Origin of the sequence: Methylobacterium nigriterrae (assembly GCF_037106235.1) — a bacterium.
In the GTDB taxonomy this organism is placed as follows: domain Bacteria; phylum Pseudomonadota; class Alphaproteobacteria; order Rhizobiales; family Beijerinckiaceae; genus Methylobacterium; species Methylobacterium nigriterrae.
On record NZ_JBAWTG010000005.1, the window covers coordinates 43,984 to 60,123 of the forward strand.

The 16,140-nt window shown below is 72.0% G+C and carries 14 protein-coding genes; 9 read left to right on the forward strand and 5 right to left on the reverse strand.

Going from position 1 to position 16,140, the window contains the following annotated elements; translation table 11 throughout:
- Positions 1-194 precede the first annotated feature (194 nt).
- Positions 195-1,727: a sensor histidine kinase gene (locus WDW90_RS05180; RefSeq protein WP_336486234.1), complete on the forward strand. Its 1,533-nt coding sequence runs from the start codon at positions 195-197 to the stop codon at positions 1,725-1,727.
- A gap of 20 nt (positions 1,728-1,747) precedes the next feature.
- Here WDW90_RS05180 and cobT read toward each other — a convergent pair whose 3' ends face one another.
- Positions 1,748-2,770, reverse strand: coding sequence for a nicotinate-nucleotide--dimethylbenzimidazole phosphoribosyltransferase (gene cobT / locus WDW90_RS05185; protein ID WP_336486235.1), 1,023 nt, complete (start codon positions 2,768-2,770; stop codon positions 1,748-1,750).
- A 104-nt stretch (positions 2,771-2,874) separates the two neighbouring features.
- On the opposite strand from cobT, the gene WDW90_RS05190 reads away from it, so the two are divergent.
- Genes WDW90_RS05190 through WDW90_RS05200 form a run of 3 tightly spaced genes read left to right on the forward strand, consistent with a single transcriptional unit; the run spans position 2,875 to position 4,698 of the window.
- Positions 2,875-3,723, forward strand: a complete 849-nt coding sequence (locus WDW90_RS05190; protein ID WP_336486236.1) for an adenosylcobinamide-GDP ribazoletransferase — start codon at positions 2,875-2,877, stop codon at positions 3,721-3,723.
- Positions 3,724-3,781: 58 nt separating this feature from the next.
- Positions 3,782-4,009 (forward strand): DUF1289 domain-containing protein, encoded by a 228-nt coding sequence (locus WDW90_RS05195; protein WP_336486237.1) that lies wholly within the window; start codon positions 3,782-3,784, stop codon positions 4,007-4,009.
- Positions 4,006-4,698 carry a retropepsin-like aspartic protease family protein gene (locus WDW90_RS05200; protein ID WP_336486239.1) on the forward strand — a complete coding sequence of 231 codons (693 nt, stop codon included), beginning with the start codon at positions 4,006-4,008 and terminating at the stop codon, positions 4,696-4,698. Before WDW90_RS05195 ends, WDW90_RS05200 begins: the two co-directional genes overlap by 4 nt.
- 26 nt (positions 4,699-4,724) lie before the next feature.
- Here the strand turns inward: WDW90_RS05200 and WDW90_RS05205 are convergent, their stop codons facing one another.
- From WDW90_RS05205 to WDW90_RS05215, 3 genes are all read right to left on the reverse strand, one after another.
- Entirely contained in the window at positions 4,725-7,964 is a 3,240-nt protein-coding gene (locus WDW90_RS05205) for an autotransporter family protein (RefSeq protein ID WP_336486240.1), read from the reverse strand.
- Between the two features lie 166 nt (positions 7,965-8,130).
- The gene (gene dusA / locus WDW90_RS05210) at positions 8,131-9,120 is read right to left on the reverse strand and encodes a tRNA dihydrouridine(20/20a) synthase DusA (protein ID WP_336486242.1); all 990 of its coding nucleotides are present in this window, start codon (positions 9,118-9,120) and stop codon (positions 8,131-8,133) included.
- Positions 9,121-9,168: 48 nt separating this feature from the next.
- Positions 9,169-9,750: an urease accessory protein UreE gene (locus WDW90_RS05215; protein WP_336486243.1), complete on the reverse strand. Its 582-nt coding sequence runs from the start codon at positions 9,748-9,750 to the stop codon at positions 9,169-9,171.
- 208 nt (positions 9,751-9,958) lie between these two features.
- On the opposite strand from WDW90_RS05215, the gene WDW90_RS05220 reads away from it, so the two are divergent.
- From WDW90_RS05220 to WDW90_RS05230, 3 genes are all read left to right on the forward strand, one after another.
- On the forward strand, positions 9,959-10,228 hold the full coding sequence (locus tag WDW90_RS05220; protein WP_336486244.1) for a YMGG-like glycine zipper-containing protein: 270 nt from the start codon (positions 9,959-9,961) through the stop codon (positions 10,226-10,228).
- A gap of 192 nt (positions 10,229-10,420) precedes the next feature.
- Positions 10,421-11,146: a TerB family tellurite resistance protein gene (locus WDW90_RS05225; protein ID WP_336486245.1), complete on the forward strand. Its 726-nt coding sequence runs from the start codon at positions 10,421-10,423 to the stop codon at positions 11,144-11,146.
- Positions 11,143-11,895: an N-acetylmuramoyl-L-alanine amidase gene (locus WDW90_RS05230; RefSeq protein ID WP_336486246.1), complete on the forward strand. Its 753-nt coding sequence runs from the start codon at positions 11,143-11,145 to the stop codon at positions 11,893-11,895. The genes WDW90_RS05225 and WDW90_RS05230 overlap by 4 nt, the downstream gene beginning before the upstream one ends.
- Before the next feature lie 22 nt (positions 11,896-11,917).
- Here the strand turns inward: WDW90_RS05230 and WDW90_RS05235 are convergent, their stop codons facing one another.
- The gene (locus tag WDW90_RS05235) at positions 11,918-12,943 is read right to left on the reverse strand and encodes a TerC family protein (protein ID WP_336486248.1); all 1,026 of its coding nucleotides are present in this window, start codon (positions 12,941-12,943) and stop codon (positions 11,918-11,920) included.
- A 323-nt stretch (positions 12,944-13,266) separates the two neighbouring features.
- Here WDW90_RS05235 and WDW90_RS05240 point away from each other — a divergent pair, with 323 nt between their 5' ends.
- Together WDW90_RS05240 and WDW90_RS05245 are read left to right on the forward strand one after the other, a co-directional pair.
- Positions 13,267-14,772, forward strand: coding sequence for an anion permease (locus tag WDW90_RS05240; protein WP_336486249.1), 1,506 nt, complete (start codon positions 13,267-13,269; stop codon positions 14,770-14,772).
- 119 nt (positions 14,773-14,891) lie between these two features.
- Complete coding sequence (locus WDW90_RS05245) at positions 14,892-16,109, forward strand: TIGR03862 family flavoprotein (RefSeq protein ID WP_336486250.1); 1,218 nt, start codon at positions 14,892-14,894, stop codon at positions 16,107-16,109.
- Positions 16,110-16,140: the final 31 nt, after the last annotated feature.

The following is a 16,140-nucleotide window of genomic DNA, read 5'->3' on the forward strand; positions in this document are numbered from 1 at the left end:
CTCGGGCCCCGCGCGCGCGAAGTGCGGCGGCGCACCTGTCGTCGCCTACCGTACGACCCTGAACGCAATGTCGCCAAACGTACCGAACCCGGCAGGCCGTTCTTAACACATTCACCCCATTCTCAGGCGACACCGTTCCGACATGCCTGCGAACCTCCGGCCGCCGGCTCCTTCCGCGTGGTGCCCGAGATCCGATGTCCGACCTGACAGTGGAGATGGTGCAGCGAGGGCGCGGGCCCTCGACCGAGGAGGCCAGCCGGCGCCGGGGCATCGCCCGCGAGATGCGCTCGGCCCGCGAGAAGCTGACCTCGACGACCGGCCTCGAACGCGCCTTCGACTACGAGCTGCTGCGCCTCTACGCGCAGTACCGCGTCGGCGCGGGCATTCCGCTCGGCTTGTTCGCTGTCGCGATGGCGGCGGCCTCGATCTTCTGGGTGCCGCCCGCGGTGGCGGCGGCTTGGGCGCTCAGCGTTTTCCTGACCATCACGCTCGTCACCTCGCTCGCCCGCCGCTTCCTGCGCCAGAATCCCGGCGAGGTCTCGCTGTCGCGCTGGCGCCGGCTCTTCGTCCTCAGCGAGGGCATGCAGAGCCTGTGCTGGTCGCTGATGATCGCGCTCGGCGCCACGGGAGGCCGCACCTTCGCGCTGTTCGGCCTCGTCATCGCGGCGGCGGTGGCCACAATGCTCGCCGCCACCGTGCCGATGGCGGCGGTGGCGGGCCTCGCGCCCCTCGCCGCCGCGACCCTGTCGCTCCTCGTCTTCTCCCGCGACGCGGACGCGATCCTGCTCGTCACCATGGCGCTCGGCTCGCAGCTCTTCTTCCTCGGCCTCGCGCGGCGCCTGTACACCTCGACGGTGGGCGCCCTGCAGTCGCGGGCCGAGAAGGACGCGATCTTCGGCGAGCTCGAGCAGGCCAAGGCCAATTCCGATGAGGCGCGACGGCGCGCCGAGGAGGCGAACCTCGCCAAGTCCCGCTTCCTCGCCACGATGAGCCACGAGCTGCGCACGCCGCTCAACGCCATCCTGGGCTTCTCGGAGGTGATGAAGAACGAGGTGTTCGGTCCCCACACCGCCCCGAGCTACCAGGAATACTCGAACGACATCCACGACAGCGGGATGCATCTCCTCAACCTCATCAACGAGATCCTCGACCTCTCACGCATCGAGGCCGGGCGCTACGAACTGAACGAGGAGGCGCTGCAGCTCGCTCATATCGTCGAGGAATGCCGCCACATGATGGGCCTGCGCGCCCGCTCGAAGGGCCAGACCTTCCACGACTTCGTGGACGATTCGCTGCCGCGGCTCTGGGCCGACGAGCGAGCGCTGCGCCAGATCGTGCTGAACCTGCTGTCGAACGCCGTGAAGTTCACGCCCCCCGGCGGCGAGATCACCATCAAGGTCGGCTGGACGAGCTCGGGCGGCCAGTACGTCGCCGTCAAGGACAGCGGGCCGGGAATCCCCGAGGACGAGCTCGGCACCGTGATGTCTTCCTTCGGCCGCGGCTCGCTCGCCATCAAGACCGCCGAGCAGGGCTCGGGGCTCGGGCTCCCGATCGTGAAGGGCCTTGTCGACCTGCACGGCGGCCAGTTCCAGCTGAAGTCGAAGCCGCGCGAGGGCACCGAGGTGATCGTCACCCTGCCGGCGAGCCGCGTGATGGACACGCTCCCGGCCATGAGCGTCGAGGCCGGGCGCGCGGCGGCGGCGAGGCCCACCGCCAAGGCGGCCTGACCGAGGCGGCCTGATCGGCTCTACGCCTCCGAGCGCCCGGAGATGCCGGCCTGCGCGAAGGTCGCCATGTCGCGGTGGCAGGCGAGAGCGGCCTTGAGGAGGCCCATCGCGAGCGCTGCGCCGGAGCCCTCGCCGAGGCGCATGCCGAGCGCCAGCAGCGGCACGAGGCCGAGCCGCTCGAGCACCTCCGCGTGCGCGCCCTCGGCCGAGACGTGGCCGGCGAGGCAATGGTCGAGGGCGGACGGGTCGATCGCGTGCAGGATCGCGGCCGCCGCGGTCGCCACGTAGCCGTCGAGCACCACGGGCACCCGCTGCAGGCGCGCCGCCAGGATCGCGCCCGCCATCGCGGCGATCTCGCGTCCGCCGAGGCGGGCCAGCACCTCGAGCGGGTCGTCGAGGTGGCCGGCATGGCGGCGGAGCGCCGTCTCGACGACCGCGACCTTGCGGGCGATGCCGGCCGCGTCGAGGCCGGTGCCACGCCCGACCCAGTGCGCCGGCTCGCCCCCGAACAGAGCTGCGTAGATCGCCGCCGCGATCGTGGTGTTGCCGATCCCCATCTCGCCGACGGCGAGGCAATCGGTTCCGGCCGCCACCGCTTCCATGCCGAAGGCCATGGTGGCCACGCACGCCTTCTCGTCGAAGGCCGGCCCGACCGTGATGTCGCCGGTCGGCAGGTCGATGGCGAGGTCGAACACCTTGAAGCCGAGGCCGTAGGCCGCGCAGATCTGGTTGATCGCCGCGCCCCCCGCCGCGAAATTGTCGAGCATCTGCCGGTTGACCGCGTCCGGATAGGCCGAGACGCCCCGTGCCGTGACGCCGTGGCTCCCCGCGAACACGCAGACCAGGGGCCGGTCGAGGCTGGGGCTCGCCTTGCCCTGCCACGCGCCGAGCCAGGCCACGAGATGCTCCAGCCGCCCGAGGGCCCCGGCTGGCTTCGTCAGGAGGGCGTCGCGCTCGCCGATCGCCGCAGCGGCCACCCGGTCCGGCCCAGGCATGCTCTCGATGAGGCGGCGGATATCCGTGAAGGGGCTCTCTGACGTCATGGCAAGCGCGCTCGAACAAACCTGTGGGCAGCCCTGCCCCCGTGGAGGGCGGACCCGGCCGGGAGCTATAACGGGGGGAGCGGCGGGGGTGAAGGCGAGGCGCGATGCGAGAGGGTCCCGGGCATTCGGGCCGGGGGAACGCGGGGGACGGCGACATCCCGGGCCGCGACCTCCTCTACGATCTCGCGGCCTGCCTGCGCTTCTACTCGCGCCTGCCGGTGCCGCGGCTGCCCGGCGAGCCCGACCCGCACGCGACGCCGGACTTCCGCACCGTGCCCCGGATGCTGCCCATCGCCGGGCTCGTCCTGGCGCTGCCCGCCGCCCTCGTGCTCGTCGCCGCCAAGGGTCTCGGCCTCGGGCCGTTCCTCGCCGCGACGCTCGCGGTCGCGGCCTCGTGCCTCGTCACGGGGGCGCTGCACGAGGACGGGCTCGCCGACCTCGCGGACGGCTTCGGCGGGGGCGCCACCCCGGAGCGGCGCCTGGAGATCATGCGCGACAGCCGCATCGGAAGCTACGGCGGGATCGCGCTGGTGCTGGCCCTGGCTCTGCGGATCGGAGCGCTCGCCACCCTGCTCGACCGAACGGGCGCCCTCGCCACGGCGGCCGCCCTCGTGCTCGCGGCCGCCCTGTCGCGCATCGCGGCGCTCGCCCCGATGGTGATCCTCGCGCCCGCCCGGCCGGACGGGGCGAGCGCGTCCGTCGGCCGCCCCGGCAAGGCGACGGTGGGTTTGGCCGCCGGGATCGGCCTCGTGCTCTGCCTTCTCGCCGTTCCCTTCGGCCTGCCCCCCGGCGGTCTCTTGCTGATGGCGGGGCTCGCTGTCATGGCGGTACTCGCTCTCACGGCGATCGCGCAGGCCAGGATCGGCGGCCAGACCGGCGACGTGGTCGGCGGCTGCCAGCAGGTCGGCGAGATCGCGGCGCTCCTCGGGCTGATCCTGGCGGTGCCGGCCTGATGCGGAGCGGCGCCGCGGGCTTGATCGGGGCGGCGCCCTGCGGGCATGGACACGCTCCATGAGCACGTCCCCGATAAGCACGTCCCCGAAGCCATCGAGCCCCTGCACCAAGGTCTGCGTCCTCGATGCGGCGACCGGCCTCTGTCGGGGCTGCGGGCGCACTCGCAACGAGATCGCGCTCTGGGGCTCGCTGTCCGAGCCGCAGCGCCGCGCCATCATGGCCGGTCTCGAAGCGCGGCTGCGCGATGCCTATCTGAAGCCCGCGGAGATGCGGGCGAGGACATGATCTATCTGGGGCTCATCGCGCTCGGCCTGGTGCTCGTCGTCTTGGTCGCCACGGACGGGACGAGCCGGATCGGGGGCGTGATCGAGCCCGATCAGCTCGCCGGGCTCGCCTGGGGCGGCACCATCCTGGCGCTTGTCGTGGCGGGATTCTGGCGCCAGTTCCGCGGCGGGATGGGCGAGAACTTGCGGGCCCTCCTGATCTGGGCACTGCTCGGTCTCGCCTGCGTCGTCGCCTATTCCTACCGCGACCAGTTCCAGGGCGTCGGCGCCCGCGTGATGGGCGAATTGCGCCCCGGCACCGCGTCGATCGGGCCGGGCGGCGCCGTCACGATCACGCGGCGCCGGGACGGTCCCTTCGCCGTGGACGCCGAGGTGAACGGGCGCGGCCAGAGCTTCACCTTCGACACCGGCGCGAGCGCCGTGGTGCTCACCGCCGAGAACGCGGCCGCGCTCGGCATCCGCCCGAACGAGCGCGACTTTACCACCCGGGTCGCCACCGCGAACGGGGTCACCTACGCGGCCCCGATCTACCTCGATTCGATTCGCATCGGCCCGATCACCGAGCGTCGCGTCCCCGCCATGGTGAGCCGGCCGGGCGACCTCTCGGACAACCTGCTCGGCCAGACCTTCCTGAGCCGCCTGCCCTCCTACGAGGTCCGGGGCGACCGCCTGATCCTGCAGGGGCGCTGAGTCCCGCCCGGCGCCCCTTGCCGGTTTCAGAACCGGTAGGTGAAGTTGCCCTTCACCGCGTGGTCCTCGGCCCGGTTTCCGACCTGGCCCGTATAGGCGACCCCGAGCGTCGCATTCGGGGCGACCCGCAGGTCGAGGCCCGCCTCGGCGACCAGCGCGTCGCGGTCAATCGGGATGCCGGCCGTCAGGAAGGTCGGGCCGGTGCCGAAGGCGAGCAGTGCGGTCGGCACCACGTCGCCGAAGGCGCGGCGATAGCCGACGAGGCCGCGGGCCGAGAGCGGCAGGCCGAGGCCGAGATCGAGGCTCGTCTGCGCCCGCACGCCGGCCGTGATGGTGCCGAGGTCGTAGTCGCGGGCGAAGCTCGTGAGCGCCGCGATGCCACCCGTCTCCGCGAAGCGGTCCCGGCCGATGCTCACGTAGGCGCCGCCCACGAAGGGCTCGATATAGGCGAGCGGCGCGGCCGGGAGCGGGCTCGGCCCCTTGCTGACGAGGGCGGCCGGCACCGCCCCGAGCGGGATGCGATAGCCGAGCTCGCCGAAGCCCTGGATGGTCGAGCCGCCCGTGCGTGCGGTCGGCGCGTCGGAGAAGCCTGCGAACAGCACGGTGCGGCGCAGGCGCGTCGCGTTGTCGGCGTAGACCGCGCCGAGGCGCAGGGACACCGGCCCGAACTCGTAGCCGCCGTAGACGCCGCCGAAGCCGCTCTCGATCGAGGCCGATTGCAGCCGGCCCGCCGTGTCGAGGCTCGTCGTCGAGTAGCCGCCCGCCACGCCGAGGCGCAGGCCGCTCTCGAGTCGCAGGTCGGCGCCGAGCACGAAGCCGCTGGTCTGGCGCGAGAGGCCAGCTGCATTGCCGTCGCCGCGCGCGTCGCCGAAGGCGCCGAAGCCCTGGCCCCAGAGGCCGAAGACGCGCGGGTCGAGCACGCGGGCCGGCACGGCGGCGAGCGGGGCGCGCCGCCCCGGCAGGTCGGCCGTGTAGGTCGCGGGCAACGTTCCGTAGTTCAGGCCCTCGGCGGAGCCCGGCGTGGCGCCCCAGCGCAGGCGGTCGAGGATCGCCTCCCGCACGAAGAAGGCGGTCTGGAATTCGGCCGAGACCGTGCTGGCGTGGATGTCGCCCGCGAGCGCCCCGAAGGCGCCCTGCGCCTGCGGCGTCGAGAGGCCGACGGTGCGGTCGTAGGCGCCGGTGCCGGGCCCGCCGGCCTGGATCGCGGTCGCCACCGCGGCCTGGTTGCGGTTCTGGGCGATGCCGGCGAAGGGCACGTCGTTGCGGGTCAGCGTCAGGTCGACCTCGTTGGCCGTGTAATCGAGGCTCGGGATCAGGAAGGCGAAGTTCGCGGTGACGCCCGAGAACTGGCCGGCCACGCCGCCAGCAGCCGTGAGGATCGAGTAGCGGGTGCGCGGATCGTAGCTGCCGCTGACGGCCTGCACCTGCACGGTGCCGCCCGCCAGGCTGGCGGTGCCGGTCGCGGCGATGCGGTCGGACTGGCCGGCCGCATTCGCGTCGACCTGGTAGACCGAGCCCGGCGCGAAGCTCACGTTGCCGGCGACCGAGAGGGTGCCGATGCCGTTGCCGGGCGCGACCGCCGCGCCCGACAGCACGTTGAGGCCGCCCACCGTGCCGCTGCCGCCGAGCACGCCGCCGGCGCCGACCGTGACGGTCGTGGTGACGCGGTCGGCCGGATCGAGCATCAGGGTGCCGGTGACGTTCCCGAAATAGCCGGCGGCCGAGTAGAGGTCGAGGCGCGACCAGTAGCTCAGCGGCGTACCGTAGAAGGCCGCGAGCGCGTTGGTCTCAGTATTCATCAGGATCTGGTTGATGGTGCTCGTCTGGAGTGAGCCGTAGAGGCCGCCATTCGGGGCGATCGTCTTGGCGGCGACCGTGCTGCCGCCGTAGAGCGGCGCCAGCAGGATCGACGCGTCGGGGCCGCCCGCCGGCGCGGCCTCCCGGGGGGCCTGTGCGAAGGTCAGCGTCGGCAGGCCGTAGGTCAGCCGGCTCTGATAGAGCGCCTGGCTGGCGGCCGAGGGGAGGTAGGGATTGCCGGCCGTGTTCTGCGAGGAGGAAGCGCAGGCCGCGACGGTGTTGCCGCACTGCGCCGAGAGGTAGTTCTGAAGCTCGCCCTGCGCCGCCGTGAACAGGTTCGGCAGGTTGATCGCCGTGCCGGTCGTGGCGGCGTTGTTGATGTAGGCCGGGTTGGTGAGGGCCTGGGCGAGATCGTAGGCCGAGAACGCGCGCGAAGCGATGATGTCGAGCGGGTAATGAACGCCGAGCACGATGCGGCTGTCGCCGTATTCGGCGGCGCGCAGCAGCAGGCTCTGGTATTGCTGCGGCACCAGCATCGCCAGGAGATAGCCGTCCGTGAAGGCGTAATTGGTGTGGCCGCTCGGGAAGGACGCGTTGGTGGCAAGCCCATCGAGCGCGGAGGGATCGAAGATGTTGTAGCTCGACGGCGCGACCTGAACCGGGCGCGAGTTGCCATAGACGTTCTGGCCCATCTGCGTGTTGCGCACGCCGTAGGCGAGGTCGAGCACGCTGTCGGAGGTGTTGGGCAGCCGGCCCGTCGAACCGGCCGCGCCGGCGGGCGAGCCGGCCGGGATCGTGTAGGGCGCGGTCGGCAGCGTGAAGCCGACGGGCGCCACGGCCGGAACCGGGACGTAGCCCGCCGGGACCGTGCTCGGATTGGTCGCAGCGCCGTTCGCGAAGTAGTTCTTCGCCACGCCGAGATCGCTGCTGGTGAAGTTGTAGGTGTTGTTGAGCAGCGTGAAGGTGTTCGTCAGCGGACCATTCGTCAGGGAGCTCGCGCGAATGCCGGTCTGATAGATCAGTCCGAGCTGAACGCCGAGACCGCCGACAGGCTGCAGCGGGTTCAGCGTTCCGCGCGCCCCGCTGGTGCTGTTCTGGATCGCCTGCAGCGGCAGGCCGCCCGCGATGTTATCGCCCGGGCCAAGGGCAAGCCTCGTGCCGTCGGCGAGCGTGATCGAACCGACCGAGCCGTTGAACAGGCTGCCCGGAAGGGTCTTGTCGCTGATCGCGAGTTGCTGGCGCGCGGTATTGGCCGCCTGATTGTCGGTGACGCCCTGCGAGAGGTTGAGCTGCAGCGTCTGCTGGCCGACCGTCGTGCCGTTCAGGCTCAGAAACGGTGCGAGCAGATTGAGCACGTTGACGTTCGCCGGCGTCGTGTTGACGGCCTGCGCCCGCGCATCGGTGCCGAGGAGCCCGCCTCCCAAAGTTCCGGCCAAGATGGCCGCGACGGAGACACTGTGCCTGAACATAAACCCCTCCGGTAAAGAATCGTCTTCTGAGACCCGGCCGGAGGTGTCGGGGAAATCGACGTTCGTCGCGCGTTCATAATCCTGTCATATTTTACTGCATTGCATCGTGTTGCAAGGCAGCAACATCTGCTCAATACTTTGCTGACTAAGATCAGACTGACCCGGGTCAGGCGGCCTCGGGCAGCTCCCGCGAGACGAGCGCCACGGCCTCGCGCAGGGTCGCGAGATCCGCGTCCGAGCGCATGCCGCAGGTCGCGAGGTGGCGGCGATAGGCGCGCGCGCCGGGACGGCCATTGAACAGGCCGAGCGTGTGCCGGGTCAGGCTGTGCAGGCGCGTGCCCCCGGCGAGCGCCCGCGCCATGTAGGGCGCAAAAGCCTCCAGCGCCGCGAACGGATCGGCCACCGGCGCCGGCTCGCCGAACAACTCGGGATCGATCGCGAGGAGCACGGCCGGGTCGCTGTAGGCTTTGCGCCCCATCATGACGCCGTCGAACTCGTCGAGGTGCCGGCGGGCCTGCGCCATCGAGGTGACGCCGCCATTGACCGTGACAGGCAGGCCGGGCCGGGCCCGTTTGAGACGCACTACGCGGTCGTAGTCGAGGGGCGGCACGTCGCGGTTCTCCTTCGGAGAGAGTCCCTGCAGCCACGCCTTGCGGGCATGTACCACGAGGGCGTCGACGCCCGCGCGCACCACCGCGTCGGCAAGCGCGTCGAGGGCGGCCTCGGGATCCTGGTCGTCGACGCCGATGCGGCACTTGACCGTGACGGGCACCGAGACGGTTGCCTTCATGGCCGCGACGCACTCGCCGACGAGGCCGGGCTCGCGCATCAGACAGGCGCCGAAGCGCCCGTCCTGGACCCGGTCCGAGGGGCAGCCGACGTTGAGGTTGATCTCGTCGTAGCCGAATCCTTCCGCGATCCGGGCGGCCTCGGCGAGCGCGGCCGGGTCGGATCCGCCGAGCTGGACCGCGACCGGATGCTCGGCCTCCGAGAAGGCGAGCAGGCGCTCGCGCGGCCCGTGCAGCAGGGCCCCCGTCGTCACCATCTCGGTATAGAGGCGCGCACGCCGCGACAGGACGCGATGGAACGCCCGGCAATGCCGGTCGGTCCAGTCCATCATGGGGGCGACCGAGAAGCGGATGTCGGCGGGCGTCATCGGGCCGAGATAGAGGGCGAGGGCCCGCGCATCAATGCGGGGGCGGGGTCAGTGGTCGTGCCCGCAGCCGCAGCCCGGGCCGTGGCTGTGGGCGTGCTCGTGCCGGTGGCCGTGATCGTGCGCAGGGTCGTGCCGGTGGTCGTGGTGCTCGTGCCCATGATCGTGGGCACGGTGATGATGCTCGTGCCCGCAGGTGCTGTGGTCGTGGGCCTCGCGCTCGGGGCGGAAGGCGCGGGTGACAGCGGTCGCGGTGCAGCCCTGGCCGCGGATCAGCTCGGCGTTGGCGGGCGAGGCCGGCACGTAGAGCGCATCAGCGGCGATCTCGGCCGCCACGTGGCTGCCGCCGAGCTGCCAAGCGAGCCGCATCAGCCGGGCGGGGTTCTCGGCCCGCACCTCGAGGAGCGCCTCGCCGGCCGCCCGCACCTGCACGAGGCGACCGTCCTCGAGGCGCAACGCGTCGCCGTCATCGAGGAGGGCGGCCCTGGCGAGCGCGAGCTCGAAGCTCAAGCCGCTCTCCGCGGTGAGCGAACCGCTGTTCCGGCGCCGACCCGCGTGGTCGAGGGTAATGGTGTCGACGACCTGCTCGGGGCGGACCGCCGCCTTGCGGACGATCGTGGTGGCTCGCAGCATGGATTCCTCGCTCGGCTGGCGCCCGACGACGCGCATCGGCCGCCCATATCGGCTCTTCCGCGCCCGAAGGGAAGGTTTTTGGGGCGCGCTGCAAGGCACCTCCGGGAACCTTGGCCGTTCGCGTGCATTCCCCCGACAGAATGGCTAAGCTCGGCCCGCACCACGGCTAAACGCCGGAATACGCCACGCACAAGGGAGTCCCGACCTCATGAAAAAGATCATGGCCGCCGCGCTGGCCGGCACCCTCGCCCTCTCGGTCGGCGCCTGCAACACCCCGCAGGACCGCGCCCTCGGCGGCGCCGGCCTCGGCGCGCTCGCGGGCGCGGCGATCGGCGGCGCCGCGACGGGCCGTGCGGGCGGGGCGCTGGCGGGGGCCGCGATCGGCGGCGCGAGCGGCGCCATCGTGGGCGCTGCGACCGCCCCGCAATGCCCTTACGGCACCTACCGGGACCCCTACGGCAACGTCTACTGCCGCTGATCCCGGGATCCAGGCGGGTCTCGAGGGGCCGGGGCCTCGCGCTCCGGCCCCTTTTTTGTCGCCGCCGGAGCGGGTATCGGGAGCGCGCGTTTCACCGCGGTTCGACGCCTCGCCCGGCGCGCCGCTCCGTCGATTCCGAAGGCCCATGCCGCCGACCCGAGATCCAGCCCTTCGCCCCGCCCGGGGCTCGCAATGACCTCCGGCATCTGGGGCAAGCTCGGGGGCGTCGGGCTCGGCATGGCGATCGGCGGCCCGCTCGGGGCGCTGATCGGGGGGGTGGCGGGCCATTTCCTCGTCGACCGGGAGGGCGCGCTGTTCGGCGCGACGCCCCGCGACGTGGTCTTCACCACCGGACTCGTGGCGCTCGCAGCCAAGATGGCGAAGTCCGACGGCGTGGTGACGCAGTCGGAAGTTGAGGCCTTCGGGAAGGTGGTACAGGTGGGCGAGGCCGAGCGGCCAGGCGTGACGCGCCTGTTCGACCTCGCCAAGGCCACCACCAGCGGCTTCGAGGCCTATGCCCGCCAGCTCGCCGCCGCCTTCAGCGACACGCCGGCGCTGCTCGAGGACGTGCTGGACGGCCTGTTCCACATCGCCAAAGCGGACGGCGCCATCCATGAAGCGGAGGATCGCTACCTGCGGGCGGTGGCCGGGATCTTCGGCTTCGGCGAGTCCGAATTCCGGCGCATCGCCGCCCGCCATGTGGCGCTCGCGGGCGACGCCTACCTGATCCTCGGCCTCGACGACTCGGCGAGCGACGCCGAGGTCAAGGCGCGCCACCGGCAGCTCGTCGCCGAGAACCACCCGGACCGGGCGATCGCCCGCGGCCTGCCGCCGGAGGCGGTGGCGATCGCGACCCGGCGGCTCGCCGCCATCAACGCGGCCCACGACCGGATCGCCGCCGAACGGGGCCTGCGGTGAAGGCCTCGCCCGAAAGTCCCGTCGCCGCTGGCGTCGTGCCCTCACCGAACCACGGCGAGCGACAGGGCCCGCCCCCCGACCTGCTGATCCTGCACTACACCGGCATGGAGACGGCGAGCGCCGCGCTGCAGCGCCTCGCCAACCCAGTAGCCGAGGTCTCGGCCCATTACTTCGTGTTTGAGGACGGGCGCGCGGTGCAGATGGTGCCGGAGGGCCGCCGCGCCTGGCACGCAGGCGCCGCAGCCTGGAAGGGCGAGCGCGACGTCAACTCGCGCTCGATCGGCATCGAGATCGCGCATCCCGGCCATGTCGGGGGATTGCCGGCCTATCCAGATCCCCAGATCGCGACCGTGATCGCGCTCGGGCGCGACATCGCGGCGCGCTGGCGCATCCCGCCCGAGCGCGTGCTCGCACATTCCGACGTCGCGCCCGCGCGCAAGGAGGATCCCGGCGAAGTCTTTCCCTGGGACCGGCTCGCCCGGAAGGGCCTCGGCCACCACGTGCCCCCGGCACCGTTGCGGGACGGCCGTTTCTTCGCGCGGGGCGATGCGGGCCAGCCGATCGAGGCGCTTCAGGCCATGCTCGGCCTCTACGGCTACGACCTGGCCGTGACCGGCCGGTTCGACGACCCGACCCACGCGGTCGTGACCGCCTTCCAGCGCCATTTCCGGCAGGCCCGCGTGGACGGGGTCGCGGACGCCTCCACCATCACGACCCTGCGCGACCTGATCGCGGCGCTGCCGGGGTGAGGGGCGGAAGCCGGTCGCACCCTCACGCCCGGCCGCGGATCTCCGCCTCGCGCCGCTCGACCCGCGGCTCAGGGGCCTCGCCGCGGGTGCGCCACAGGCTGTAGGCGATGCCGGCGCAGAGCAGCACCAGCGTGACCGCGAGCGAGACCCATGGCGGGACATCCATGAGGCCGAAGGTGTCGGCCACCACGATCTTGGCGCCGATGAAGATCAGGATGAAGGCAAGCGCCGTCTTGAGGTAGGCGAAGCGGTCGACCATCGCGGCGAGCGCGAAGTAGAGGGCGCGAAGCCCCAGGATCGCGAAGATGTTCGAGGTGTAGACTACGAAGGTGTCGGTGGTGATCGCGAAGATCGCCGGCACGCTGTCGACCGCGAAGATCACGTCGGCGCCGTTGACGAGGACGAGCGCAAGCGCGAGCGGCGTCAGCCACAGGACCCGCCTGCCGCTCCGGGGATCGGCTCTGCGCACCACGAAGCGCTGGCCGTGCAGTTCGGGCGTGATGCGCAAGGTCCGGTGCAGCCAGCGCACGGCGGCGTTGTCCTGCAGGTCGCCCTCCTCCTCATCCTTCGAGACGAGCATCTTGATGCCGGCATAGATCAGGAAGGCGGCGAACAGCGACAGCACCCAGGCGGCCTGATGCACGAGGGCAGCGCCGAGGCCGATCATCAGGCCGCGCAGCAGGATCGCCGCCAGGATGCCCCAGACCAGCACCCGGTGCTGGGCGGCGCGCGGGATGCCGAGTGCCGACAGGATGACGGCGATCACGAAGACGTTGTCCATCGACAGCGACTTCTCGACGACGAGGCCGGCCACGTATTCCTGGCCCGCCCGCGGCCCGAGATACCACCAGACCCAGCCGCCGAAGATCAGGCCGAGGGTGAGATAGAAGGCGGTGAGCCCGAGGCTCTCCCTGACGCCGATCTCGTGGTTCTTGTCGCGGTGCAGGAGGCCGAGGTCGAAGGCCAGGAGGCCGATGATCAGGGCGTGGAACCCGAGCCACATCCAGATCGGCTTGCCGAGCCACGCGATGTACAGGAAATCGACCATTCGCGGACCATTGATGCTTCTTCCGGAGGAAAGCATCGGCTCCGACATCACGGAGGCATGGTTTGCGTCCGCCAGAGGGGCCCGCAGCCGATCAGCGCGAGTTAGGGACGGGAGGAGAGTGAATCAAGGGCGTGGGCGGGCGCCGCTCCGCATTGACCGGGACTTCCCCCGAGCGGAGATTGGGTCCGTGGCGTCCCGGCCGTTCGGGAGCCGCGCAGGCGCGGACCGGCGATCCGGGCGCGGCCGGAGCGCGCCGGGCGTCGGTGTCCGTCACGAAGAATGACGGAGGCCTTCGAAGGGCCGGTGCGGGAAGGGGGAGTTCGATGACCACCGACAGCAATCCGGCAGCCGGGTCCGCGCGGGTTCCGTCGAAGCCGCATCGGGCGAGCCCGTGGCGCATCCTGCTGCCCCTGGTCGTCGCCGTCGCGATCGCGCTCATTCCCGTCCCCGCCGGGCTCGCGCCCCACGCCTGGTACTACTTCGCGATCTTCGCCGCCGTCATCGCCGGCCTCGTGGTCGAGCCCCTGCCCGGCCCCGCGGTGGGGCTGATCGGCGTGGTCGTCGTCACGGTGCTCGCCCCCTGGGTGCTGTTCGGCACCGCGGAGGGGGCCAAGCCCGGCTTCAAGGTGGCGGACGAGTCCCTGCGCTGGGCGCTCTCGGGCTTCGCCAACCCGACCGTCTGGCTGGTCTTCACCGCCTTCATGTTCGGGCTCGGCTACGAGAAGACGGGGCTCGGGCGGCGGATCGCGCTCCTGCTCGTGCGTGCGCTCGGGCGCAGCACGCTCCGGCTCGGCTACGCCGTCACGCTCACCGACGCGATCCTGGCGCCCTTCACCCCTTCGAACACCGCCCGCAGCGCCGGCACGATCTTCCCGGTGGTGCGCAACCTGCCGCCCCTGTTCGGCTCGATGCCGAACGAGCCCTCGGCGCGCGACGTCGGCGGCTACCTGATGTGGACGACCTTCGCGGCAGGCTGCATCACCAGCTCGCTGTTCCTGACCGCGCTCGCCCCGAACCTGCTGGCGATCGAGTTCATCCGCAAGATCGCCCATGTCGAGATCAGCTGGGCGGAATGGTTCTTCGCCGCCGCGCCGTTCGCGCTGCCCCTGCTCTTGGTCCTGCCGGTGCTGACCTACGTCCTCTACCCGCCACGCATCAAGCGCAGCGCGGAGGTGCCGGCCTGGGCCGAGGCCGAGCTCGCCCGCATGGGCTCGCTCTCGCGGCGCGAGGTGACGCTCGGGGTGCTAGTCTTCCTCGCCGTCGTCATGTGGGTCTTCGGCGGCGAATACGTCGAGGCGACGACGGCGGCGCTCATCGTGCTCGCGCTGATGCTGGTGACGCGCGTCATCGCCTGGGAGGACATGGCGGCCAACAAGGCAGCCTGGACGACGCTGTCGCTCCTCGCGCTGCTCGTCACGCTGGCCAGCGGCCTTAGCCGGACGGGCTTCATCAAGTGGTTCGCCGACGCCGTGGCGACGCATATGGGCGGGTTGTCGCCGACGCTGTCGCTCCTCGCGCTCGTCGCGATCTACTTCCTCTCGCACTACATGTTCGCGAGCATCACCGCCCACACCACCGCGATGATGCCGGTGATGCTGGGCGTCGGCATGGGCGTCCCGGGACTGCCCGTGGCGAAGCTCGCGCTAGCGCTCGCGATGACGGCCGGCATCATGGGCATCATCACGCCCTACGCGACGGGGCCGGCGCCCGTCTACTACGAGAGCGGCTACCTGCCGACCGTCGACTTCTGGAAGCTCGGGACGCTGTACGGGCTGCTCTTCCTCGGCGCGCTCCTCGCCATCGGGGTTCCCCTGCTGCTGATCCGGTAGAAGTCGGGCGGCGGGATCGGGACCGGACCCATGCCGCGGCAGCGCCGCCGCTCTCGGCTGGTGGCCTCCACGCCCCGACTGCCTTGACACGGGCGCCCTCCCGCCCCCTTCCCCTGCACATGGATAGCCAAGCGGATCAGGACATCGCGATCGTCGGCGGCGGGCCGGCGGGGCTCGCGGCGGCGGAGGTGCTGGGGCAGGCGGGGCACGCGGTCACGGTCTATGACCAGATGCCGTCCGTCGGGCGCAAGCTGCTGATCGCGGGCCGCGGCGGACTCAATCTGACCCATAGCGAGCCGCTGCCCGCCTTCCTCGCCCGCTACCATCCTGACGGCAGCCTCGCGGAGGCGATCCGCGCCTTCCCGCCCGAGGCCCTGCGGGCCTGGTGCGAGGGGCTCGGCGAGCCGACCTTCGTGGGGTCGAGCGGGCGGGTCTTCCCGAGGAGCTTCAAGGCCTCGCCGCTGCTGCGGGCCTGGCTCGCCCGGCTCGGGCGCCACGGCGTCGCCGTCCGGACCCGGCACCGGCTGACCGAACTGCCCGAGGGCGGTCTCGCCTTCTCGACGCCGGACGGTCCCCTGACGGTGCGGCCCCGGGCGGTGCTGCTGGCGCTCGGAGGCGCGAGCTGGCCGCGCCTCGGCTCGGACGGGGCCTGGGTGCCGCTGCTCGAGCAGGCCGGCGTACCGGTCTCCGGACTGCGCCCGGCCAATGCCGGCTTCGCGGTGGCGTGGTCGGAGCTCTTCCGGGAGCGCTTCGCCGGCGCGCCGCTCAAACGCGTCGCGCTGAGCGCCGGCGGCGCCACGGTGCGCGGCGAGGCCCTGATCACCCGGGACGGGATTGAGGGCGGGGCCGTCTATGCCCTGTCGCGCTCCTTGCGCGAGGCGATCGGGGCGGAGAGCGAGGCCCGGCTCGTCCTCGACCTGCGCCCGGACCTCGCGCAATCCGACATCGCCCTGCGCCTCGGCGCCGGACGGGGCGGCCAGTCGACGGCGACGCGCCTGCGCAAGGCCGCGGGCCTGTCCCCCGTGGCGGCCGGGCTCCTGCGCGAGGCCGCCCGCGGGCCCCTGCCCCAAGGCGCGCCTGAACTCGCAGCCCTGATCAAGGCCGCGCCTCTGCGGCTCCACGCCGTGCAGCCGATCGCACGGGCGATCTCGAGCGCAGGGGGCGTCGCGGCCTCCGGCCTCGACGACAGGTTCATGCTGCGGGCGCGCCCCGGCACCTTCGTGGCGGGCGAGATGCTGGACTGGGAGGCCCCGACCGGCGGCTACCTCTTGCAGGGCGCCTTCGCGAGCGGCCGGGCGGCCGCGGCTGGCATGCTCGCGTGGCTCGAAGCCTCCTGACGCCTCGCGGCTCCGCGATCGCGGCTCGGCC